The organism is Alloalcanivorax profundimaris (assembly GCF_015265435.1).
Classification (GTDB): domain Bacteria; phylum Pseudomonadota; class Gammaproteobacteria; order Pseudomonadales; family Alcanivoracaceae; genus Alloalcanivorax; species Alloalcanivorax profundimaris.
The window spans coordinates 266705-288379 of the sequence record NZ_JABJWH010000020.1; the positions used below are offsets into that span (position 1 = coordinate 266705).

20 protein-coding genes are annotated in these 21675 nt (G+C 66.7%); 7 read left to right on the plus strand and 13 right to left on the minus strand.

Features of this window, described 5'->3' with window-relative positions:
• Positions 1 to 127: 127 nt before the first annotated feature.
• The 5 genes from paaE to paaA form a co-directional block, all read right to left on the minus strand.
• The gene (paaE, locus tag HMJ39_RS11630; RefSeq protein WP_194297441.1) at positions 128 to 1204 is read right to left on the minus strand and encodes a 1,2-phenylacetyl-CoA epoxidase subunit PaaE; all 1077 of its coding nucleotides are present in this window, start codon (positions 1202 to 1204) and stop codon (positions 128 to 130) included.
• 93 nt (positions 1205 to 1297) lie between these two features.
• Positions 1298 to 1837, minus strand: a complete 540-nt coding sequence (gene paaD, locus HMJ39_RS11635) for a 1,2-phenylacetyl-CoA epoxidase subunit PaaD (protein ID WP_194297442.1) — start codon at positions 1835 to 1837, stop codon at positions 1298 to 1300.
• Positions 1824 to 2579, minus strand: a complete 756-nt coding sequence (gene paaC, locus HMJ39_RS11640) for a 1,2-phenylacetyl-CoA epoxidase subunit PaaC (RefSeq protein ID WP_194297443.1) — start codon at positions 2577 to 2579, stop codon at positions 1824 to 1826. Before paaC ends, paaD begins: the two co-directional genes overlap by 14 nt.
• A gap of 11 nt (positions 2580 to 2590) precedes the next feature.
• Positions 2591 to 2872 carry a 1,2-phenylacetyl-CoA epoxidase subunit PaaB gene (gene paaB, locus HMJ39_RS11645; protein WP_194297444.1) on the minus strand — a complete coding sequence of 94 codons (282 nt, stop codon included), beginning with the start codon at positions 2870 to 2872 and terminating at the stop codon, positions 2591 to 2593.
• A gap of 26 nt (positions 2873 to 2898) precedes the next feature.
• Entirely contained in the window at positions 2899 to 3885 is a 987-nt protein-coding gene (paaA, locus tag HMJ39_RS11650) for a 1,2-phenylacetyl-CoA epoxidase subunit PaaA (RefSeq protein WP_194297445.1), read from the minus strand.
• A gap of 380 nt (positions 3886 to 4265) precedes the next feature.
• Between paaA and HMJ39_RS11655 the strand changes: the two genes are divergently transcribed.
• Entirely contained in the window at positions 4266 to 5531 is a 1266-nt protein-coding gene (locus HMJ39_RS11655) for a GGDEF domain-containing protein (protein ID WP_194297446.1), read from the plus strand.
• 3 nt (positions 5532 to 5534) lie between these two features.
• Here the strand turns inward: HMJ39_RS11655 and HMJ39_RS11660 are convergent, their stop codons facing one another.
• The 7 genes from HMJ39_RS11660 to HMJ39_RS11690 all read right to left on the minus strand — a co-directional run bounded on the left by HMJ39_RS11660 (position 5535) and on the right by HMJ39_RS11690 (position 13171).
• Positions 5535 to 6269 (minus strand): zinc ribbon domain-containing protein, encoded by a 735-nt coding sequence (locus tag HMJ39_RS11660; RefSeq protein WP_194297447.1) that lies wholly within the window; start codon positions 6267 to 6269, stop codon positions 5535 to 5537.
• Position 6270: 1 nt separating this feature from the next.
• A complete protein-coding gene (gene ribD, locus HMJ39_RS11665; RefSeq protein ID WP_194297448.1) occupies positions 6271 to 7440 on the minus strand; it encodes a bifunctional diaminohydroxyphosphoribosylaminopyrimidine deaminase/5-amino-6-(5-phosphoribosylamino)uracil reductase RibD in 1170 nt (389 codons plus the stop codon).
• Positions 7437 to 7931, minus strand: coding sequence for a transcriptional regulator NrdR (gene nrdR, locus HMJ39_RS11670; RefSeq protein WP_161384876.1), 495 nt, complete (start codon positions 7929 to 7931; stop codon positions 7437 to 7439). Before nrdR ends, ribD begins: the two co-directional genes overlap by 4 nt.
• A 54-nt stretch (positions 7932 to 7985) precedes the next feature.
• Positions 7986 to 8342 (minus strand): four helix bundle protein, encoded by a 357-nt coding sequence (locus HMJ39_RS11675; protein WP_194297449.1) that lies wholly within the window; start codon positions 8340 to 8342, stop codon positions 7986 to 7988.
• A gap of 60 nt (positions 8343 to 8402) precedes the next feature.
• The gene (gene glyA, locus HMJ39_RS11680; protein WP_194297450.1) at positions 8403 to 9659 is read right to left on the minus strand and encodes a serine hydroxymethyltransferase; all 1257 of its coding nucleotides are present in this window, start codon (positions 9657 to 9659) and stop codon (positions 8403 to 8405) included.
• A 104-nt stretch (positions 9660 to 9763) separates the two neighbouring features.
• A complete protein-coding gene (locus tag HMJ39_RS11685; RefSeq protein WP_194297451.1) occupies positions 9764 to 11326 on the minus strand; it encodes a methyl-accepting chemotaxis protein in 1563 nt (520 codons plus the stop codon).
• 192 nt (positions 11327 to 11518) lie between these two features.
• Positions 11519 to 13171 (minus strand): methyl-accepting chemotaxis protein, encoded by a 1653-nt coding sequence (locus HMJ39_RS11690; RefSeq protein ID WP_194297452.1) that lies wholly within the window; start codon positions 13169 to 13171, stop codon positions 11519 to 11521.
• Between the two features lie 188 nt (positions 13172 to 13359).
• Here HMJ39_RS11690 and ettA point away from each other — a divergent pair, with 188 nt between their 5' ends.
• The 3 genes from ettA (at position 13360) to HMJ39_RS11705 (ending at position 15952) form a co-directional block, all read left to right on the plus strand.
• Entirely contained in the window at positions 13360 to 15027 is a 1668-nt protein-coding gene (ettA, locus tag HMJ39_RS11695; protein ID WP_161384861.1) for an energy-dependent translational throttle protein EttA, read from the plus strand.
• Positions 15028 to 15116: 89 nt separating this feature from the next.
• Positions 15117 to 15731, plus strand: a complete 615-nt coding sequence (locus HMJ39_RS11700) for an RNA polymerase sigma factor (RefSeq protein WP_161384860.1) — start codon at positions 15117 to 15119, stop codon at positions 15729 to 15731.
• Positions 15725 to 15952: a cupin domain-containing protein gene (locus HMJ39_RS11705; RefSeq protein ID WP_194297453.1), complete on the plus strand. Its 228-nt coding sequence runs from the start codon at positions 15725 to 15727 to the stop codon at positions 15950 to 15952. Before HMJ39_RS11700 ends, HMJ39_RS11705 begins: the two co-directional genes overlap by 7 nt.
• A 198-nt stretch (positions 15953 to 16150) precedes the next feature.
• On the opposite strand, the gene HMJ39_RS11710 is transcribed toward HMJ39_RS11705, so the two are convergent.
• Complete coding sequence (locus HMJ39_RS11710; protein ID WP_194297454.1) at positions 16151 to 16789, minus strand: Fic/DOC family protein; 639 nt, start codon at positions 16787 to 16789, stop codon at positions 16151 to 16153.
• A 165-nt stretch (positions 16790 to 16954) separates the two neighbouring features.
• Between HMJ39_RS11710 and fdhD the strand changes: the two genes are divergently transcribed.
• From fdhD to HMJ39_RS11725, 3 genes are all read left to right on the plus strand, one after another.
• Positions 16955 to 17788, plus strand: coding sequence for a formate dehydrogenase accessory sulfurtransferase FdhD (gene fdhD, locus HMJ39_RS11715; RefSeq protein WP_194297455.1), 834 nt, complete (start codon positions 16955 to 16957; stop codon positions 17786 to 17788).
• Positions 17789 to 17823: 35 nt separating this feature from the next.
• Entirely contained in the window at positions 17824 to 20151 is a 2328-nt protein-coding gene (locus HMJ39_RS11720; RefSeq protein WP_194297456.1) for an FdhF/YdeP family oxidoreductase, read from the plus strand.
• A 224-nt stretch (positions 20152 to 20375) separates the two neighbouring features.
• Positions 20376 to 21617 (plus strand): sensor domain-containing phosphodiesterase, encoded by a 1242-nt coding sequence (locus HMJ39_RS11725; RefSeq protein ID WP_194297457.1) that lies wholly within the window; start codon positions 20376 to 20378, stop codon positions 21615 to 21617.
• Positions 21618 to 21675 lie beyond the last annotated feature (58 nt).

Here is a 21675-nt window from a genome sequence, read left to right on the forward strand (position 1 = left end):
GGTGGCCCGTGCCGCGTCTGGCGACGTGCCGGTTTTTGGCCCTGGTTATCGCGACTGAAGTCGCTCCTACAGCGGCTTCGGCTTGAGTTGTAGGAGCGGCTTCAGCCGCGATTGTTTTGATCGAGGCCTACGGCTGATCGAAATCCAGGACCACCTTGTCGGTGACCGGGTAGCTCTGGCAGGAGAGCACGTAGCCGGCGGCGACTTCGTAGTCTTCCAGGGCGAAGTTGTTGTCCATTTCCACTTCGCCTTCCACCACCTTGCAGCGGCAGGTGGAGCAGACGCCGGCCTTGCAGGAGAACGGCAGGTCGGCGCCGTTTTCGTTGGCGGCGTCGAGGATGTTCTTGCTGTCCCGGGGCAGTTCGACGAGCACTTCGCGGCCGTCGGCGATGATGGTGACCTGGGTTTTGGTTTCGTCGGCGGCGACTTCTTCCGGGACGCGGTGTTTGCGCTGGGTTTGCCCTTCCACGCCGAACAGTTCGAAGTGCACGCGGCTTTTGTCCAGACCGTTGGCGATCAGCCGTTCTTTGACGGTCTCCGTCATGGATTGCGGGCCGCAGAGGAAGGCGGCGTGCAGGTTCGGGGTGTCGAGCCAGCGGGAGAAGATGGCGTCGCATTTGTCGGCGTCGATGCGGCCGTTGTAGAGGTCCACGTCCTGCTGTTCGCGGCTGAACAGGTAGATCACGTTGAAGCGGCCCAGGTAGGCGTTCTTCAGGTCGCTGAGCGCTTCGCGGAACAGGGTGGAGTTGCTGGAGCGGTTGCCGTAGAGCAGCGTGAACTGGCTGTGGGGCTCGGCTTCCAGGGTGGTTTTGATGATCGACAGGATCGGCGTGATGCCACTGCCGGCGGCCACCGCCAGGTAGTGGGCCTGGCGCTCGGGATCCAGGTCGATAAAGAAGTGGCCGCTGGGGGGCATCACTTCCAGGGTGTCGCCTTCTTTCAGGTCGCCGTTGGCGAAGCCGGAGAAGCGGCCGCCGGGCACTTTTTTCACCGCCACGCGCAGGTCGCCGTCGTGGACGCCGGTGCAGATGGAGTAGGAGCGGCGCACTTCCTCGCCGTCCATATGGGTGCGGACGATCAGGTGCTGGCCCTGGGTGAAGCGGAAGGTGTCGCGGAGCTCCGGGGGCACGTCGAAGGCGATGGAGACGGCTTCGCGGGTTTCCGGGCGCACTTCACGGATGGTCAGGGAATGAAATTGGTTCATGGCGCGAACTCTTCACTTTTCGGTTTCGAGGGGCCGCGTGCTTGGCGGCGGGCGGCCCGCTCTTGATTCAGGTGGCCGATTCAGGTGACCCATTCAGAGGCACTTGAAGTAATCGAACGGCTCCAGGCAGTCGCGGCACTTGTAGAGCGCCTTGCAGGCGGTGGAGCCGAATTCACTGACCTGCACGGTGTCGGTGCTGCCGCAGTGCGGGCATTCCGCCGGGCCGGGGTCGTGCAAGGTGTCTCGGCCCTGCCCTTTGGGCGGCGGCGCGATGCCGTAGGCCTGGAGCGCGGCGCGGCCCTGGTCGGTGATCCAGTCGGTGGTCCAGGCCGGGGCCAGCACCCGTTCGATGCGCGGGTTCTTGAAGCCGGTATCTTCCAGGGCTTCTTGCACGTCGCGCTCGATCACCTCGGTGGCCGGGCAGCCGGAGTAAGTCGGCGAGACTTTGACCTTGAGGCGGTCGCCCTCCCACTCCACCGCGCGGATCATGCCCAGATCGACGACGCTGACCACGGGCACTTCCGGGTCCATCACTTCGGTGAGGCATTCCCAGGCCCGGGGCAGGTCGTCTTCGCCGAGCGGTACACCTTGGTAGGCCTTGCGCTCGCGATAGATCAGATCACCAGGTTGCATCGGGGTAGGCCCGCGGCAGGTACTGCATCTCGGCCAGCAGGAAGCCCAGATGCTCGGTGTGCTTGCCGTTCTTGCCGTCCATATAGAAGTGGCGCGCCGGTTCCGGCAGCTCCAGGCCGGCCTCGGCGAACACGCGGGCCACTTCGGCGCGCCAGGCGTCGCCCACGTTGCCGGCGCCGATGCCCGCCTCGGCGAGCTGGTCCTCGATCTCGTCGGTGTCGGTGAGCTCACAGGTGAAGCGCCACAGGTTTTGCACGGCGTCGGTGAGACGGCGGTGGCTCTCCTCGGTGCCCTGCCCCAGGCGCAGCATCCATTCGGTGGAGCGGCGGCGGTGGTAGGTGGCTTCCTTGAGGCCCTTGGCGGCGATGCCGGCGATGCGTTCGTCGCTGGATTCGGTCAGGCGCGTGAGCACCAGGTGGTGCCAGACGTCGAAGAAGAACTGCTTCGCCGTGGTGACGGCGTAATCGCCGCGCGGTTGTTCGGCGATCAGCAGGTTGAGGTATTCGCGCTCGTTGCGACGGAACGCCAGGAAGTCGGCATCGTGGCCGTCGTCGCGCAGTTCGGCGACGTAGTCGTACCAGTTGCGCGCCTGGCCGATCAGGTCCAGGCCCACGTTCATCATGGCGATTTCTTCTTCCAGCGCCGGGGCGTTGCCGCACCATTCGCAGAAGCGCTGGGCCAGCACCATGTCGGTGTCGGCCAGGCGCAGAAGGTATTCGGTGAGTGCTTGATCGGTCGTCATCGTCACGCTCCTCACATCTGGTCCACTTCCGGGGGCAGCTTGTAGAAGCTGGCGTGGCGGTAGACCTTGTCGTCGGCCGGGTCGAAGAAGGGTTCTTTCTCGTCGCCGGCGCTGGCGGTGATCCGGTCGGCGGGCACCACCCAGATGCTGACGCCTTCGCTGCGGCGGGTGTATAGCTCGCGGGCGTTTTCCAGGGCCATGGTGGCGTCGGCGGCGTGCACGCTGCCCACGTGTTTGTGGTTGAGGCCGTGCTTGCTGCGCACGAAGACTTCGAAGAGGGTCCAGTCTGCCATTTCGATTTCCGTTGAATTAATTCGGTTTAAGCGGCGTTCGCTTTCTGCTTGTCGGCGTAGGCCACGGCGGCGTCACGCACCCACTGGCCCTCGTCGATGGCTTTCTTGCGCTGTTGGATGCGCTCGACGCCGCAGGGGCTGTGGCCCTTGAGCACGTCGAAGAACTCCTGCCATTGGATTTCGCCGAAGTCGTAGTGGCCGGTTTCCTCGTTCCATTTCAGGTCCGGGTCCGGGGCGGTGCAGCCGAGGAATTCCAGTTGCGGCACGGTCTGGTCGAGGAAGCGCTGGCGCAGTTCGTCGTTGCTGTGGCGCTTGATCTTCCAGGCCATGGACTGGGCGGAGTTGGGCGAGTTGACGTCGGACGGGCCGAACATCATCAGCGATGGCCACCAGAAGCGGTTGATGGCGTCCTGCACCATCTCTCTCTGCTCGTCGGTGCCTTCGCGCATCATGGTCAGCAGGATTTCGTAACCCTGGCGCTGGTGGAAGCTCTCTTCCTTGCAGACGCGGATCATGGCGCGGGAATAGGGGCCGTAGGAGCAGCGCTGCAGCGGCACCTGGTTGACGATGGCGGCACCGTCCACCAGCCAGCCGATGGCACCCATGTCCGCCCAGGTAAGCGTCGGGTAGGTGAAGATGGAGGAGAACTTCACTTCGCCCCGGTGCAGCTTCTCGATTTCCTCGTCGCGGTCGGCACCCAGGGTTTCCATGGCGCTGTACAGGTACAGGCCGTGGCCGGCCTCGTCCTGGATCTTGGCCATCAATTGGAGTTTCCGTTTCAGCGAAGGCGCCCGGGTCAGCCAGTTGCCCTCCGGCAGCATGCCGACGATTTCCGAGTGGGCGTGCTGGGAGATCTGACGAATCAGCGTCTTGCGGTAGCCATCGGGCATCCAGTTCTTGGGCTCGATGCGGACTTCCGCGTCCACCTTCTCCTGGAAGTGGCGTTCTTCCGGGCTCATCTCGTCCAGGCTCTTCAGGCCCTTGCTGCCGGTGTCCACCTGTTGTGCGTACATGGGTGCCTCCTTGATGCGTGGGCGGAACGCCGGGGCGCCGGGGTTTCCGCCATGAATGGCTCCTTTTTATACGACACATAATTTAGTGTCAATATCTCAATTGCGTATCATATTGAAGCGGGCCGCCGACCGGCCAGGATTAACCTGCATAAATCTTTGTTTTTAATGGCAATAATACTGCCCTTTTCAGCATCGTTTCGGGCTCCCGTGCGCGCCCTTCAACCGGGAAACCGTTAACAATACGATACAGAGCCAGCCCCATCCGCCCCCTTCCCTGAGGCAGGAACCAAAAGACAACGCTTTAACACCCGGGGAAGCGGCGGCCCGGCACCGCTTTTGCTACTCTCTTCGCGGGGGCTTTTCGTCGTGAAAGGGGCTGTATGCCGAATGAAATCGTGGTCGCCGGCCTGACGGGCGCGGGCGTGGACACCTGGGCGCTGTGGGGGAAGATCATGGCGGTGGGCGCCACCGCCACCCTGTCCAGCCTGCTGGTGGTGTTCACCGTGGCGCTGTACCGCAATGGCGACCGGGAAGCGCCAGTGGCGCTGCATTTCACGGTGGCCAACCTGTGCGCCACCACCTACGTGGCCGGCGACATCGCGGTGCGCATCTGCCTGATGGAAAACCGCCTGGAAAGCGTCATGGTGCCGTACCGGGTGTCCCTGAGCGCGGTGATCCTATCGCTGGCCTCCCTGGTGGCGCTGCACCAGGTACTGGGTGACCGTCGCATACCATCAAGGCGCTTATTGCCAATCTATCTGCTGGGCGCCCTGTTGGCCGGGCTGTTCTGGGTCGACGACCCACGGCTGGTGATTGCCTCCGACCGGTATCGGGTGACGCCGGTGGGTGTATTCGCGGATTACGGTGTTCTCGCCGGGCCCGTTTACGTGGCCTGCCTGGCGACCCTGGTGGCGGTGGCCTGGGCCATGCTGCGCCGGGCCCGCCGGGCCGAGGGCCGGTTGCCGTGGCGGATGACGGTGTTCGGTTTCACCGTGTTCTTCCTGGCCGGCGTCCACGACACCTTCCGCGAGCTGGGCATGGAGCTGCTGCCCTTCAGCGGCCTCACCCTGGCCTGCGCGGTGTTCCAGATCGGCGCCTTCGCGGCCATGGCCATGCACTACTCCAAGACCCTGCGCGAACGCACCTACCACGACCACCAGATGCGCCGGCTGGCGGACAAGGCCACCCGGGATCCGCTCTCCGGCCTGTTCAACCGGGCCTACATGGAGCAACACCTGGACCGGCTGCCCGCCGAGGGCGCCGGCGGCCTGCTGTTCATCGACCTGGATCATTTCAAGGTGGTCAACGACCGCTATGGCCACGAACGCGGCGACCGGCTGATCCGCGCGGTGGCGGACGGCATTCGCCAGACCGTGCGCGAGCAGGACGTGGCCTGCCGCTGGGGCGGCGATGAGTTCGTGGTGCACCTTAGCGAGGCGGGCAGCGACGCGGCCCTGGCCGTGGCGGAGCGCCTGCTGCGTGCCTTCCGCCACCTGGACCCGGCCGCCCCGGGGCTGGAGATGAGCGCCAGCGTGGGCTTCGCCCAACTCACCGACGGCGACTGGCGCGCCACCCTACGGCGCGCCGACCAGGCGCTGTACCAGGCCAAGGCGGACGGTCGCAACCGGCTGGCCATCGCCCCCTGAGGCTCAGGCGTCGCCGCGCCGGCCCCGCCACACCAACAACCCGGCCCAGGCCACGGAGGCCACCATGATCAGCCGCCCCAGGTTGAGGGTGAGGGAGGCCAGCGCCTTGTCCCAGGCCAGCAGGCCGGTTTCGCCGAGCAGGAATTCCCAGTCATGGAAGCCGTAGGGCGAGGACCGGCCGTAGTTGCCGCCCACCAGGGGCAGCTGGCCGGCGCGGGCATCCGCCATGTAGGGGGCGATGTCGAGGAAGTTCTGGCCGAACCACCACAGGCAGACGGCGGCGCCGAAGGTGTCCGGGCGGCGCAGCAGGGCGATGCCGCAGATCACCGGGATCAGCAGCTGCCCCAGGGTGCCGCCCAGGGAACCGATGAAACGGCCGAACACGCCGAACACCACATGGCCGGCCTCGTGGAAGGGCAGGTTCACGTTGTGCAGGACGCTGGGCTGGTAGCCCAATTCGTGGAGGTTCTGGGTGATCTGGGCGCCGCCCCACACCGCCAGCCCCAACCACAGGAGCGCGTAGGCGGCGGGGTAACGGCGCAGGCTGTCCGGCGGCACGGCGAGGCCGCGCAGCCAGGCCTTCAACCGCTCGCGGCGGTCCGGCCCGGGCGGCGTGCGGCTTTGTCCCAGTTGCCGCTGGCGCTCCAGGTAGGCGTCGTATTTGTGGAACACCAGGCCGCAGCCGTCGCAGGTGGTCTGGCCGGCGGTTCGGGGATGGTCACACTTGGGGCAGCGCATATCACGCCGGGGTCAGGGTGAGCCGCAGGTCGTCGCCCAGGTGGCGCACGTCCGCCCAGCGCAGGCGCACCTGGTCGGCCATGCGATTCAGGGGCAGGTCAAGCAGAGCGCGGGCGTCGCGACCCAGCAGGGTGGGCGCCATGTAAACGATCAACTCATCAAACAGGCCGTCGCGGACAAAGGCGCCGGCCAGGGTGGCACCGCATTCCACCAGCACCTCGTTGCACTCGCGGCGGGCCAGTTCCGCCAGCAGCGCGGTGAGATCCAGGCCGCGACGCTCCTCCGGCCGGGGCGCTTCCGGGGCGCCCTCCGGCCGCGCCGCCAGGGGCAGCACGAGCAGCTCGGCGCCAGCCCGCTCGAGCGCCGCCCGGGGTTCCGCCGGGGCCGCCTCGCCGTGCGCGATCAGGCAGGGGCCGGCGGCGCTGACCACCGGACTGTCCGGCGGCGTGCGCAGGGCCGGGTCCAGGATCACCCGCAGCGGCGGGCGCACCTCGCCGTCGCCGTAATCGTGGTAGCGGCCCAGGGTCCATTGTTCCGGGCGCACCGTGTAGGAGGGCCGGTCGGCCAGCACCGTGCCGATGCCGGTGACGATGGCGGAGCTGCGCGCGCGCAGCCGCTGCACGTCCTCCCGGGCTTGCGGCCCGGTGATCCACTGGGATTCACCGCTGGCCATGGCGGTGCGCCCGTCCAGGCTGGCGGCGGCCTTGATGCGCACCAGCGGGCGCTGGCCGGACATGCGGCGAATAAAGCCCGGGTTGAGCGCCCGCGCCTCCTGCTCCTGCGGGCCCACCTCCACCTCGATGCCGGCGTCGCGCAGCTTGCGCAGGCCGTTGCCGGCCACTTGCGGGTTGGGGTCCTGCATGGCCACCACCACCCGGGCCACGCCGGCCTGGATCAGGGCGTCGGCGCAGGGACCGGTGCGGCCGGTGTGCGAACAGGGCTCCAGGGTGACGTAGGCGGTGGCGCCCCGGGCGGCGTCGCCGGCGGCGGCCAGGGCATAACGCTCGGCGTGGGGCTCACCGGCGCGGGGATGAAACCCCTCGGCGATGACGGCGCCGTCGCGGGCCAGCACGCAGCCCACGCGGGGGTTGGGGTCGGTTGTGTAGAGCGCGCGCCGGGCCAGATAGAGGGCGCGCAGCATGCACTGCTGGTCGAAGGCGGCGTCGCTCATGCGCCGCCCTGGTCGTCACCCGGCTCGCCGTCCTTGCGGCCGCCCTTGCGCAGGCGGTCCACCTCGGCGGCGAACTCGGAGATGTCCTGGAAGCTGCGGTACACGGAGGCGAAGCGCACATAGGCCACGTCGTCCAGTTCCTGCAGGGCCTCCATGACGAACTCGCCCACTTCCCGGGCCGGCACTTCCCGCTCGCCGGTGGCGCGCAGCCGGTGGCACAGGCGGCTGATGGCCGCTTCCAGGTCCTCCATGCTCACCGGCCGCTTTTCCAGCGCACGGAGCATGCCGGCGCGCAGCTTGCTCTCGTTGAAGGGCTCCCGGGTGCCGTCGGATTTGACCACCCGGGGCATCACCAACTCGGCGGTTTCGAAGGTGGTGAAGCGCTCCGAGCAGCTCAGGCACTCGCGGCGACGCCGCACCTGGCCGCCGTCGGCGACCAGCCGGGAGTCGATGACCTTGGTGTCTTGGGCGCCGCAGAAAGGACAATACATGGGAGACCAGTTAATAGTTAATAGTGAACAGTTAACAGCGAAAACAAGGAGGCATTATCGCTGACTTTTTGTGGTTTTGATAATGGCGATCAAGATGCGCAGCAGCTCCCGGCAGTCCACTCGCAGCGACTGGCCCACCTCCGGGGCGAAGTAACCCGCGTCCGAGAGTAAGTCTATCCAGTAATCCGTCTCGTTGGCTTCTTTTAACGCCATGTGCATTTTGTGCACGAAATCAGGCCGGCTTTCCGCGTACTCCGCCTCGCGCACCAGAGCGCCAATGGCCGTGCCACTGCGCAGCAGTTGCTTGCTGAGCACGTATTCCCGTTTCCGGCCCTGCAGATACTGGCAGCTTCTCACCACCCGCAACGCGAAAGCGCGGGATTTCTCCCGCGCCACGAATTTTTCCGTCATCCTTGACGCCTCGTTTTGTTTTCGCTGTTAACTGTTCCCTGTTAACTGTTAACTCATTTCTTAGCGCTCGTAGACCGGCAGGCGCGCGCAGATTTCGGCGACCTTGCCGCGCACGTCGTCGATCACGCTCTCATCGCCCATGTTGTCGAGGATGTCGCAGATCCAGCCGGCCAGGTTGGCGGCGTCCTGCTCGTTGAAGCCGCGACGGGTGATGGAGGGCGAGCCGATGCGCAGGCCCGAGGTGACGAACGGCGAGCGCGGGTCGTTGGGCACGGCGTTCTTGTTGACGGTGATGTGGGCGCGGCCGAGGGCGGCGTCCGCGTCCTTGCCGGTGATGTCCTGCTTGATCAGGCTGAGCAGGAACAGGTGGTTCTCGGTACCGTTGGAGACCACGTCGAAGCCACGCTCGATGAACACGCGGGCCATGGCCTGGGCGTTCTTGATCACGTCCTGCTGATAGGTCTTGAAGGCCGGGTCCATGGCTTCCTTGAAGCAGATCGCCTTGGCGGCGATGACGTGCTCCAGGGGGCCGCCCTGGCCGCCGGGGAAGACCGCGGAGTTGATCTTCTTGAGCAGGTCGTCGTTGGCCTTGCCCATGATCAGGCCGCCGCGCGGGCCGCCCAGGGTCTTGTGGGTGGTGGTGGTGACCACGTCGGCGATGCCCACCGGGCTGGGGTAGACGCCGGCGGCGACCAGGCCGGCCACGTGGGCCATGTCCACCAGCAGCAGGGCACCCACTTCGTCGGCGATGTCGCGGAAGCGCTGCCAGTCCACCACCTGGGAGTAGGCGGAGAAGCCGGCGACGATCATTTTCGGCTTGTGTTCGCGGGCCAGCTCGGCCACCTGGTCGTAGTCGATCAGGCCGGTGTCGTTGTCCAGGCCGTACTGCACGGCGTTGTACATCTTGCCGGAGAAGTTGGGCTTGGCGCCGTGGGTCAGGTGGCCGCCGGCGTCCAGGCTCATGCCGAGCACCGTGTCGCCGGGTTTGAGGGCGGCCATGTAGACGGCGGCGTTGGCCTGGGAGCCGGAGTGCGGCTGCACGTTGGCCCAGTCGGCGCCGAACAGCTCACAGGCGCGGTCGATGGCCAGCTGCTCGACCACGTCCACGTTCTCGCAACCGCCGTAGTAGCGCTTGCCCGGGTAGCCCTCGGCGTATTTGTTGGTGAGGACGGAGCCCTGGGCTTCCATGACCCGCGGGGAAGCGTAGTTCTCGGAGGCGATCAGCTCGATGTGCTGTTCCTGGCGCTCGCGCTCGGCGTCGATGGCGGCCTGGATTTCCGGGTCGAACTCGGCGATGGACATGGATTTCGGGAACATGGGTTACCTGTCGTCGTGCAATGGTGGGTGTCAGGGGCGCGTATTCTACCCAAAACCTGGCCGGATAGCACTTGAAGGGGGTTCAGGTTAACCATGACCGGGGCTCATGATCCGGTGAGCCGGAAGCCGGCGATCAGGTCCGCCAGGGCGGCGGCCTGGCGGCGCATGGCGTCGGCGGCGGCGCTGCCCTGCTCCACCATGGCGGCGTTGTGCTGGGTCATGGCGTCGAGCTCGGCCACCGCTGTGTTCACCTGGTCGATGCCCTGGTTTTGCTCCCGGGCGCCGGCGCCGATGTCGCCGATTACCTGGCTGACCCGGTCGATGCTCGCCACGATCTCCTCCATGGTCCGGCCGGCGCGGCGCACCAGGCCGGCGCCCTTGTCGGTGGCGCCCGCGGAGCGGTCCACCAGCGCGCGGATGTCCCGGGAGGCCTCGCCGGAGCGGCCGGCCAGGGTGCGCACTTCCTCGGCCACCACGGCGAAGCCCTTGCCGTGCTCGCCGGCCCGGGCCGCCTCCACCGAGGCATTGAGCGCCAGGATGTTGGTCTGGAAGGCGATGCCGTCGATGAGGGCGATGATTTCGTTGATCCGGGCGGACGCCTCGCTGATTTCCTGCATGGTGGTTTCCACCTCGCCCATGGCGTCCTGGCCCCGGCGCACCACGTCCACCGCCGATCGCACCAGCTGGCCGGCCTGGTCGGTGGCCCCGGCGGTGCCACGCACGGTGGCGGTGATCTGCTCCATGGAAGCGGAGGTCTGCTGCAGATTGGCGGCGGATTGCTCGGTGCGCGCGGCCAGGTCCTGGCTGCCACGGGCCATGTCCTCGGCGGCGGTGCTGACGCCCACGGCGTTGTCGCGCACCGATTGCAGGGTGGTGTCGATGCGCCCGATGAAGGCGTCGAACTCCCGGGCCAGCTCGCCGATTTCGTCGCCCCGGGGGCTGTCGACGCGGGCGGTGAGGTCGCCGTCGCCCCGGGTGATCTCGCCGATGCGCCGGCTGACCTGGCGGATCGCCTTGGCCATCAGATGCGGGCCAATCAGGGCCAGCGCCATTGCCAGCAGGCCCACCAGGGCCGCGAAGCCGCCCACGATCAAACGCTGCCGGCGGATCTCGGCGGCGGTGCGCGCCGCCAACGCGGCCGTGGTGCGCTCCACCGCCGCGCTGGCCTGCCGGTAGGCCTCGCCGAGGGCCTGGAAGGCGTCCAGGGAATCCCGATCGATTTGCTGGCTGGCGCGCACCACGTTCTGGTCGTCGTAGTAATCGAAGGTGGCCTGGGAGGCGTCGTGCCAGGCCTGGAAGCGTTCGGCGAAGCCTTCAGTGCGCTCGAGCACGGCGGGGTAGCCGGCCATTTCCGCGCGGAACCGCGCCATGCCCTGGCGGGCGTCCTCCACGCTTTGCTGGTAAGCGGCCTTGGCGGCCTTGGATTCCGGGGTGCCGGGGATGTAGCGCAGGTACTCGTTCTCCGCCGAGCGGGCCTGGTAGAGATCCCGGTGGGCGCCCATCACCGCCACGGTGGCGGCGTGGAAGGGGCCGCTGAAGGCGTCCACCCGCTCGCGCAGCGCGTTCACCAGCAGGGCGTCCGCCGCCGCCACCAGCCACAGCGACAGGGCCACGCCGATAAAGGCGAGCCCGTATTTCACACTAATGCGATTGAGTGAGCGAGGCATGACCGACTCCTGAAAAATCCTGAGGAAAGACGGAGTGCAGGATGCCGGCCGGATGTGTCAGATCGGTGAAAAATAACGAAAAGTGCGGGCAATTTGTCGGCAAATTCCCCGAAAAAAACAGGAAAACACCAAAATCCGCCCACACGAAAACGGACCGGCGTCGCCGGCCCGTGTTTCCGGGCGGGCCGGGCCTCAGGCCGCCAGGTCACCCCCTCCAGCGGAGCGATCCGACGGCACCGCGCGCAGAGTGGGCACGGCGCTTTCCCGGTCGCCGCCAGCCGGGGCGCCGTCGCTGAGCCGGAAGCCGGCGATCAGCCGCGCCAGGGCGGCCGCCTGCTGGCGCATGGACTCGGCGGCGGCGCTGGTTTCCTCCACCAGGGAGGCGTTGTGCTGGGTCATGGTATCCAGCTCGGTGACCGCGGTGTTCACCTGGCCAATGCCCTGGCTCTGCTCCTGGGCGCCGGTGCTGATGTCGCTGATCACCCGGGTCACCTTGTCGATGCTCTCGACGATCTCCTCCATGGTGCGCCCGGCGTTCTTGACCAGGCCGGCGCCGTTCTGGGTGGAGGTCACGGAGCGATCCACCAGCTCACGAATTTCCCGGGAGGCATCGCCGGAGCGGCCGGCCAGGGTGCGCACTTCCTGGGCCACCACGGCGAAGCCCTTGCCGTGCTCACCGGCCCGGGCCGCCTCCACGGAAGCGTTCAGCGCCAGAATATTGGTCTGGAAGGCGATGCCGTCGATCATGGCGATAATCTCGTTGATCTTCGCCGAGGCGTCGCTGATTTCCTCCATGGTGGTTTCCACCTCGCGCATCGCTTCCTGGCCGCGACGGGCCACGTCCACGGTGGACTGGGCCATGCCTTCGGCCTGGCGAGCGGCGTCGGAAGTATTGCGCACCGTGGTGGTGATCTGCTCCATGGAGGCGGAGGTCTGCTGCAGGTTGGCGGCGGACTGCTCGGTCCGCGAGGCCAGATCCTGGCTGCCCTGGGCGATCTCGTCGGAGGCGCGGTTGACGCCCAGGGCGTTGTCGCGCACCGACTGCAGGGTGGTGTCGATGCGGTCGATGAAGGCGTTGAATTCCGCCGCCAGCTCGCCGATTTCGTCGCGGCGGTGGCTGTCGATGCGGGCGGTGAGGTCGCCGTCGCCCTGGGTGATCTCGCGGATACGCTGGCTGACCTGGCGGATCGCCTTGGACATCAAATGCGGGCCGATCAGGGCCACCGCCACGGCCATCAGCCCCACCACCACGGCGAAGCCGATCACCAGGGTTTGCTGGCGCGCCACCTGGGCCAGGGTTTCCTCCTCCAGCGCCTGAACGCGGGCGTCCACCGCCTGGCCGGTTTCGTCGTAGAAGCCGCGCAGGGCCTGGAAAGCGCTCAGGGAGTCGCCACCCAGCTGATCCATGGCGCCGCCGATGTCCTGGTCGTCGTAGAGGGTGAACACCTGGGTGGCGTCCTCGCGCCAGGTGCCGTACAGGGCCTGGAAGCGGTCCAGCTGCTCGCCGGTGTCGGTGTATGGCGCCAGCAATTCAGCCACTTTCTTGAGACGGTCCCGGGCCTGGTCCGCGTTCTCCTCGAAGGTCCGGCGGTTGGCCTCCGCCTCGGCGGTTTCCGGCACCGTGGCCAGGTAGGACATCTCCGCGATGCGCGCCTGGTACAGGTCACGGTCGGCGTTGAGCGTCAGCGACAGGGCCTGGTTGAACACCTCCGCCACCTCCACCATGCGGTTCTTCACCGTGTGCACCAGCATGGCATTGGCGGTGACCACCACCAGCAGCGCCAACGCCACGCCGATGAAGGCGGCCCCGTACTTCACATTGATCTGGTTGAATTTGGCAAACACCGCTCGTCTCCCTCATTGCGGGCATCCATGGCGCCCGTCGTTTATTCGTTCCCAGCGCTGGATATCGGCGGCGGCGGCGGGAACTTGAGCGGGCTTTCATCCCGGGCCGGGTTCGGTTAGTTTAGGCGCCATTCCGCCCGCGCCCCGTATGGCGGGCTTTTCATCCCGATTTCAGGCAGTTTCTTTCTATGTCCCAGTACATCTTCACCATGGATAAGGTGGGCAAGGTCGTCCCACCCAAGAAGCAGATCCTCAAGGACATCTCCCTGTCGTTCTTCCCGGGCGCCAAGATCGGCGTGCTGGGCCTCAACGGCGCCGGCAAGTCCACCCTGCTGCGCATCATGGCCGGGGTCGACAAGGACTACATCGGCGAGGCGCGGCCGCAGCCGGGCATCAACATCGGCTACCTGCCCCAGGAGCCGGAGCTGGACCCGGACAAGAACGTGCGCGAGATCGTCGAGGAATCCCTGTCCGAGATCCGTAATGCCCAGGCGCGGCTGGAAGAGGTGTACGCCGCCTACGCGGAAGAAGACGCGGACTTCGAGAAGCTGGCCGAGGAACAGGCCAGGCTGGAAAACATCATCGAGGCCACCGACGCCCACAACATCGAGCGGCGCCTGGACATCGCCGCCGACGCCCTGCGGCTGCCGCCCTGGGACGCCAACGTGGCCAACCTGTCCGGCGGTGAGCGCCGCCGGGTGGCGCTGTGCCGGCTGCTGATGAGCGCCCCGGACATGCTGCTGCTGGACGAGCCCACCAACCACCTGGACGCGGAGTCGGTGGCCTGGCTGGAGCGCTTCCTGCACGAATTCCCCGGCACCGTGGTGGCGGTGACCCACGACCGCTACTTCCTGGACAACTCCTGCGAGTGGATTCTGGAGCTGGACCGCGGCGAGGGCATTCCCTGGAAAGGCAACTACTCCTCCTGGCTGGAGCAGAAGGAGCAGCGCCTGGAGCAGGAAGAGAAGAAGGAAAGCGCCCATCGCAAGACCGTGGAGAAGGAGCTGGAATGGGTGCGCCAGAACCCGAAAGGCCGGCGCGCCAAGAACAAGGCCCGGGTCAACGCCTTCGAGGAACTGGCCAACCAGGACTTCCAGAAGCGCAACGAAACCCAGGAGCTGTACATTCCGCCCGGCGAACGCCTGGGTGAGAAGGTGTTCGAGATCAAGGACGTGGCCAAGCAGTTCGACGGCAAGCTGCTCTATGAGCACCTGGACTTCGCCGTGCCGCGCGGCGCCATCGTCGGCATCATCGGCCCCAACGGCGCCGGCAAGACCACCCTGTTCCGCATGCTCACCGGCGAGGAAACCCCGGACTCCGGCGAGATCGAGGTGGGCGAGACCGTGGACCTGGCCTACGTGGACCAGAGCCGCGAGGACCTGGACCCCAAGAAGACGGTCTGGGAAGAGGTGTCCGGCGGCAACGACATCCTGCGCATCGGCAGCTACGAAATCCCCAGCCGCGCCTACCTGGGCCGCTTCAACTTCAAGGGCGGCGACCAGCAGAAACGGGTCGGCGACCTGTCCGGCGGCGAACGCAACCGCCTGCACCTGGCCAAGCTGCTGCAGCAGGGTGCCAACGTGCTGCTGCTGGACGAACCCACCAACGACCTGGACGTGGAAACCCTGCGCGCGCTGGAAGAAGCGCTGCTCACCTTCCCCGGCTGCGCCATCGTGATTTCGCACGACCGCTGGTTCCTGGACCGGGTGGCCACCCACATCCTGGCCTTCGAGGGCGACGCCCAGGTGGAATGGTTCGAGGGTTCCTACACCGAGTTCGAGGAGTACCGCCGCAAGCAACTGGGCGACGACGCCCTGCAGCCCAAGCGCATGAAGTACAAGCGCATCGAGGTATGAATCGGGCCTCGGAAGACACGCCGCAAGCCGCACGCCGATTCCGGCGCCGGCCCGCGGCGTGTCGCCGGTAGGACGGGGCCGGGCGCGCCATGGCCATCCCGGAGCTGGAAAGTCCCGAATTCCTGGATCGCCTGCGCGCCGGCGACCGTGACGCCCTGACGGAACTGGTGCGCGGGTATCATCCGCGCCTGCTGGCCACCGCCCGCACTCTCTTGAGTCCGGCGGACGCCGAGGAGGCGGTTCAGGACGCCTGGATCGCCGCCCACCGGGCCCTGCCCCGCTTCCAGGGCCGCAGCGCCCTGCTCACCTGGCTCACCCGCATCGTCATTAACCAGGCCCGCATGCAGCTGCGCCGTGGCGGCCGGGAAATACCGTTCGACCCCACCGAGGACGGCGGCGACGCCCTGGACCACCGCTTCAAACCCGGCGGCCACTGGCGGGACCCGCCGCGCCACTGGGACCTCACCGGCCCGGACGCCCTGCTCACCCGGGATGAGCTGCAGCATTGCCTGGAGAAGAACCTGGCGGCCCTGCCCGACAACCAGCGCCTGCTACTGCAGCTGCGCGACGTGCAGGGGCTGGATTTCGACGCCATCTGTCACATTCTGGAGGTCAGTGCATCCAACGCCCGGGTGCTGCTGCACCGGGCCCGGGCCCGCATTTTCCAAATGGTGGATCACTTTCAGGAGACCGGCGAATGCTGAAATGCCGAGATCTGGTCAATCAGGCCGACCTGCTGATCGACGGCGCCGAATTGCGGCCCGGCCGGCGCCTGGCCCTGCGCGCCCATCTGCTGATCTGCCGCCACTGCCGACGCTACCTGCGCCAGCTCGACGCCCTCACCGACCACCTTCACCAACCGCCGCCGCCCCTGAACGAACGCGACACCCGGGCGGTGCTGGAGCGGCTGGAACCACGGCGTTAACGCTTTCAAACCGCTTTCGGGATAGGTTTCAGAGCGGGTATAATGGCGTCATGAATAGAAAACGCGGCACCGCACCTCTTTCCGAGACCAACCCCCATCTCCGCCGGGCAGGCGGCGCGTGGCGTGTTCGTGCCCGCTCCGTGGCCAGTTCCACCGCCATTGAAACCGGCGAATCAGTAAAGGTGATCAAGGCCAAACTCAAAAAACATCCGACTCGGCGTCCCGCAAGGCAGAGCTGACAAACGCTTCCATCGCCCCATAATCCTCACCAAGCCCCTGCTGAATAGCGGCGAAGTAATTATCCCGGTCCCGGTCCCAACTGGAAAAATCCAGCCCCGCCTTACCCGCCTGAAGGGCCATGATATCCGCCAGCAACCGGGCGATGCGCCCATTGCCTTCCCGAAAAGGGTGCACAAGAACAAACTCGACGTGGGTTCTGGCAATCGCGGCAACCAGTTCCTCCTCCGTCATACAAAGACATGGGGTTGATTCCTGGATCATCTGATCCAGCTCCTCGGCGAGACGGGGCAACTGGGCGGCGGCGGCGAACGGAAAGCCATTCTTGCTCATATTGACGGTCCGATACTGGCCCGCCCAGGCGTAAATGCCCCCTAGCCATTCCCGGTGCCAGGCAATGATGTCCTCCATGCCCAGCGTTTCGTCTTCAGTCACGGATTCATACACACTCTGATAGAGATAGTTCAAACCATCGAGCTCAATCTGGTCCATCAGACAGGGGTCGGTAACCCCAAGCTGATTGGCCAGCACCTGTTCCTCCGAGCCCGGTTCCCATTCGCCTTCCGGTGAACCGGCCGTATCGTAGCGTCCCTGATTCACGGCGCCTGCCTCTCGTCAACGAGTGACCAAAGCATCGACGATTCCGGCCCGGGCGCCAAGGCCGCGGCACGGCCAATTGGCCGATAGGCATTCGTTATTTGGCCAGCACGCGCGAAGCGCTTATCCTCTCGGGCAGAATGCTTTCCGACCGCAAGAGGCACCGGCATGACCTCCCCGCCCCGGCACGACGCCGGGCATGATCCCATCCAGGAAACGCTGAACGATCCGTCTCCCCGCTTTGCTTACCGGGAATACGGCGCCGATGGCGTCGGCGGCGAGCAGGCGCTGGCCGCGGAAGTGGCGGTGGCGATCAGCTACAACGGCATCAATCACGCGGTGATGATGGCCACCCCGGAACACTTGGAGGACTTCGTCGCCGGTTTCACGCTGACCGCCGGCCTGGTGGACGACGTCCGCGCCCTCTACGACATCGAGCTGACGGCCCACGACGACGCCATGGAAGTGGCGGTGACCCTGAGCAGCCGCGCTTTCGCCGGCTTCAAGCAGCAGCGGCGCGGCCAGGCCGGCACCGGCGGCTGCGGCCTGTGCGGGGTGGAAGCCCTGGACCAGGCGCTGCCGCCGTTGCCGGTACGCGAGCGGGCGACGCTGCCGCCGCGCGCCCATCTGGACGGGTTGCGCGAGCGCTTCGACGCCACCCAGCGGCTGGCGCGGCACAGTGGCGCCATGCATGCGGCGATTTACGTGGACGGTAGCGGCGAGACGCGCCTCTGCCGGGAGGACATCGGCCGCCATAACGCGCTCGACAAGCTGATCGGCGCCTGCGTGCGCCAGGGCCTGAACCCGGCGGACGGTTTCCTGGCGATCACCAGCCGCTGCGGCCTGGAGCTGATCCACAAGGCGGTGCGCGCCGGGGCCGGCACTTTGGTGAGCCTGTCCGCGCCGTCGTCACTGAGCGTGCGCCAGGCACGCCGCAGCGAACTGAACCTGATTCATCAACCCCGACACGGCGCGCCGCGCCTGTACAGCCCGATACGCTGATCCCGGACATCGGGCCCGGGAACACGGAGAACCCCATGAGTGATCCTCATACCCCCGCCGACCGGTTGCGCTTCAAGCCCTACCCGGGTCCCGCCGCCGGTTGGGGCGCGTTGCGCGCCGTCACCGACCACTGGTTCGAGAGCAAGCAGCCGTTCAAGAACCTGTTCGCCATGGTGAAAACCAACAAGAGCAACGGTTTCGACTGCCCCGGCTGCGCCTGGGGCGAGACGCCCCAGGGCGGCATGATCAAATTCTGCGAGAACGGCGCCAAGGCAGTGAACTGGGAAGCCACCAGCCGCCGGGTGGACGCCGCCTTTTTCGCGAAACACAGTGTCAGCGAACTGCTCGAACACGACGACTACTGGCTGGAATTCCAGGGCCGGCTCACCGAGCCCATGGTCTACAACCGGGCCACGGACCACTATGAGCCGATTGCCTGGGACGACGCCTTCGCACTGATCGCCCGGCACCTGAAGAACCTGGACAGCCCCCACGACGCCGCCTTCTACACGTCGGGCCGGGCCAGCAACGAAGTGGCCTACCTGTACCAGTTGTTCGTGCGCGCCTTCGGCACCAACAACTTCCCGGACTGCTCGAACATGTGCCACGAGGCCAGCGGCGTGGCGCTCTCCGACAGCATCGGCACCGGCAAGGGCACGGTAACCTTCGAGGATTTCGAGAAGGCGGACGCCTTGTTCCTGTTTGGCCAGAACCCGGGCACCAACCACCCGCGCATGCTGGAGCCGATCCGCGACGCGGTGAAACGCGGCGCCCAGGTGGCGGTGTTCAACCCGCTCAAGGAGCGCGGCCTGGAACGCTTCCAGGCGCCCCAGGACCCGAAGGAAATGCTCACCGGCGGCTCCTCGCCCTTGAACACCGCCTACTTCCGCCCGGCCCTGGGCGGCGACATGGCGGCGGTGCGCGGCATGGTCAAATGGCTGCTGCAGTGGGACCGGGAGGCCATGGAGAGCGGCGGCGAGCCGGTGTTCGACCACGCCTTCATCGCCGAGCACACCACCGGCCTGGACGACTACCTGGCGGAGGTGGACGCCACCTCCTGGGAACGGATCGAGGCACAGTCCGGCCTGAGCCGCGACGTCATCGAGCAGGCGGCGCGCATTCACCGCGACAGCAAACGGGTGATCATCTGCTGGGCCATGGGCATTACCCAGCACAAGCACTCCGTGCCCACCATTCAGGAAATCGCCAACCTGCAACTGCTGCGCGGCCAGTTCGCCGAGGGCGCCGGCCTGTGCCCGGTGCGCGGCCACTCCAACGTGCAGGGCGACCGCACCGTGGGCATCGCCGACGAGCCGCCGGCGGCGCTGCTGGACGCTCTGGAAAAACGCTTCGGCTTCCAGCCGCCCCGGGAGCCGGGCTACAACGTGATCACCACCCTGCAGGCCATGGTGGCGCGCAAGCTCAAGGTGTTCCTGGCCCTGGGCGGCAACTTCGCCCAGGCCACCCCGGACACGCCGCGCACCCACGAGGCCCTGCGCAGCTGCGATCTGACCGTGCAGATCAGCACCAAGCTCAACCGCAGCCATCTGGTGTGCGGTACCGAGGCGCTGATTCTGCCCTGCCTGGGGCGCACCGACATCGACCGTCAGGCGGCCGGGCCCCAGGGCGTCACCGTGGAGGACTCTTTCTCCATGGTGCACATTTCCCACGGCCAGCTGAAACCGCTGTCCGAGCAAATGCGCTCCGAGCCGGCCATCATCGCCGGCATCGCCGAGGCCACCCTGGGCAAGACACCGGTGGACTGGTCCGCCCTGGTGGAGGATTACGACCGCATCCGCGATCTGATCCAGGACACCATACCCGGCTTCGACAACTTCAACGAACGGCTCAAACATCCAGGCGGCTTTTACCTGGGCAATCCGGCCCGCGAGCGCCAGTGGCACACCGCCAGCGGCCGCGCCCGCCTGGCCAGCAATTCGCTGCCGGGCAGCCTGGTGGACGACGCGATCCTGGCCCGTGGCGAGGAACCGGATCTGGTGCTGCAGACGCTGCGCTCCCACGACCAGTACAACACCACGGTGTACGGGCTGCACGATCGCTACCGGGGCGTGCACGGTGAGCGCAAGGTGGTGTTCGCCAACCGCGCCGACATCAAGCGCCTGGGCTTCCGGCCCGGCGACAAGATTGATCTGGTGTCCCTGTGGCGCGATGGCGTGGAGCGTCGCGTCAGCGATTTCACCCTGCTGGAGTACGATGTGCCCGCCGGCCAGGCCGCCGCCTACTACCCGGAAACCAACCCGCTGGTGCCCATGGACAGCTACGGAGACGGCAGCTTCACGCCTACCTCCAAGCTGATCGCCATCCGCCTGGAAAAAAGCAGCACCCCGGCGCGCATCGCCTGACGGCGGTGTAACAAAACGCCGCCGGACGCATCCTTCCTTCAAAGCCACGAAGGAAGGATGCCATGTTCGTCACCGACACCGCCCACCGCCGCCAGGCCCGCTGGCCGGCGTTGGGCCCCGCGCCCCTGCCTGGCGCCGGTATCCGGCGCCGGAGGACCGGGCCGTTGATCTTTGCCGGGGCGCCCATTAGCCTAAAATGTCCATGCCTTGCTTCGGGGATCCGAATGGGGGACGACAGCCTGATTACCCCGCTGCTCGCCGCCGGCGACGAATACAACGTTGATCTGGACCAGGACATCCAGGACATTCAGCACATCCTCAATACGCTGCGCTCTCACCTGGGCATGGACGTGGCCTTTATTTCCGAGTTCATCGAGGGCCGCCGCCTGATCCGTTACGTGGACGCCAAGCAACACGCTTCCGCGCTGCGCCCCGGTGATTCCCACGCCCTGCCGGAAAGCTACTGCCACTATATCTCCAGCGGCGAGCTGGACAGCATCGTCCCGGATACCGGGGAAAACGCCGTGACCCGGACCATGCCGGTCACCTCGGAGCTGAACATCGCCAACTACATCGGCGTGCCGATCCGGCTGCCGGACGGCTCCCTGTTCGGCAGCTTCTGCTGCTTCGACCACCAGACTGGCGCCGAGCTGGACCAGCGGGATCTGGCCCTGCTCCACGCCTTCGCGGACTTCGCCGGGCGGCTGATCAGCAAGCAGGAGGAACAGCAGAGCCGGGGGCGCCGCATCAAGGAGACCGTGCTCGACATGCTCGAGCAGCGGCGGCTGAACACCGTGTTCCAGCCCATCTTCCACCTGGGCGAACGCAAGGTGGTGGGCTTCGAGGCGCTGACCCGTTTCCAAAGCGAGCCCTACCGGCCGCCCAATCAGTGGTTCGGCGACGCCCAGCGAGTGGGGCTGGGCCTGGAACTGGAGAAGCTGGCGGTGGAGACGGCCCTGGAGGCGGCGTCGGCGATACCGGCGCCACTGTATGTGTCGCTGAACGTGTCTCCGGCGCACCTGCTCCACGACCATTTCCTGTCCTGTCTGGATCCCTGGCCCGCCCACCGCGTGCTGCTGGAAATCACCGAGCACGCGCGCATCGCCGATTATCAGGCGTTGCGCAAGGCGCTGGTGCCGCTGCGGGACAAGGGCGTACAGATCGCCGTGGATGACGCCGGCGCCGGCTACGCCAGCTTTCAGCACGTTCTGGAGCTGGCCGCGGACACCATCAAACTTGACCTGAGCCTGATTCGCGACATTCATTCCGACCGGGCCCGCCAGGCCCTGGCGGCGGCGCTGATCCGCTTCGCGGAGGTGGTCGGCGCCCGGGTGATCGCCGAAGGCGTGGAATCGGAAACCGAGCTGGAGACCCTGCGTGGCCTGGGCGTGGACAAGGTGCAGGGCTATTTCGTCGGTGAGCCTCTGGACCTGGACCAGGCCTTGCGGCTGGCCGCCCTGGACTGAACCCCACGCTCCCGCTTTCTTTCTTCACGGAGCACAGCCCCCGAGGATGCCAGCATCC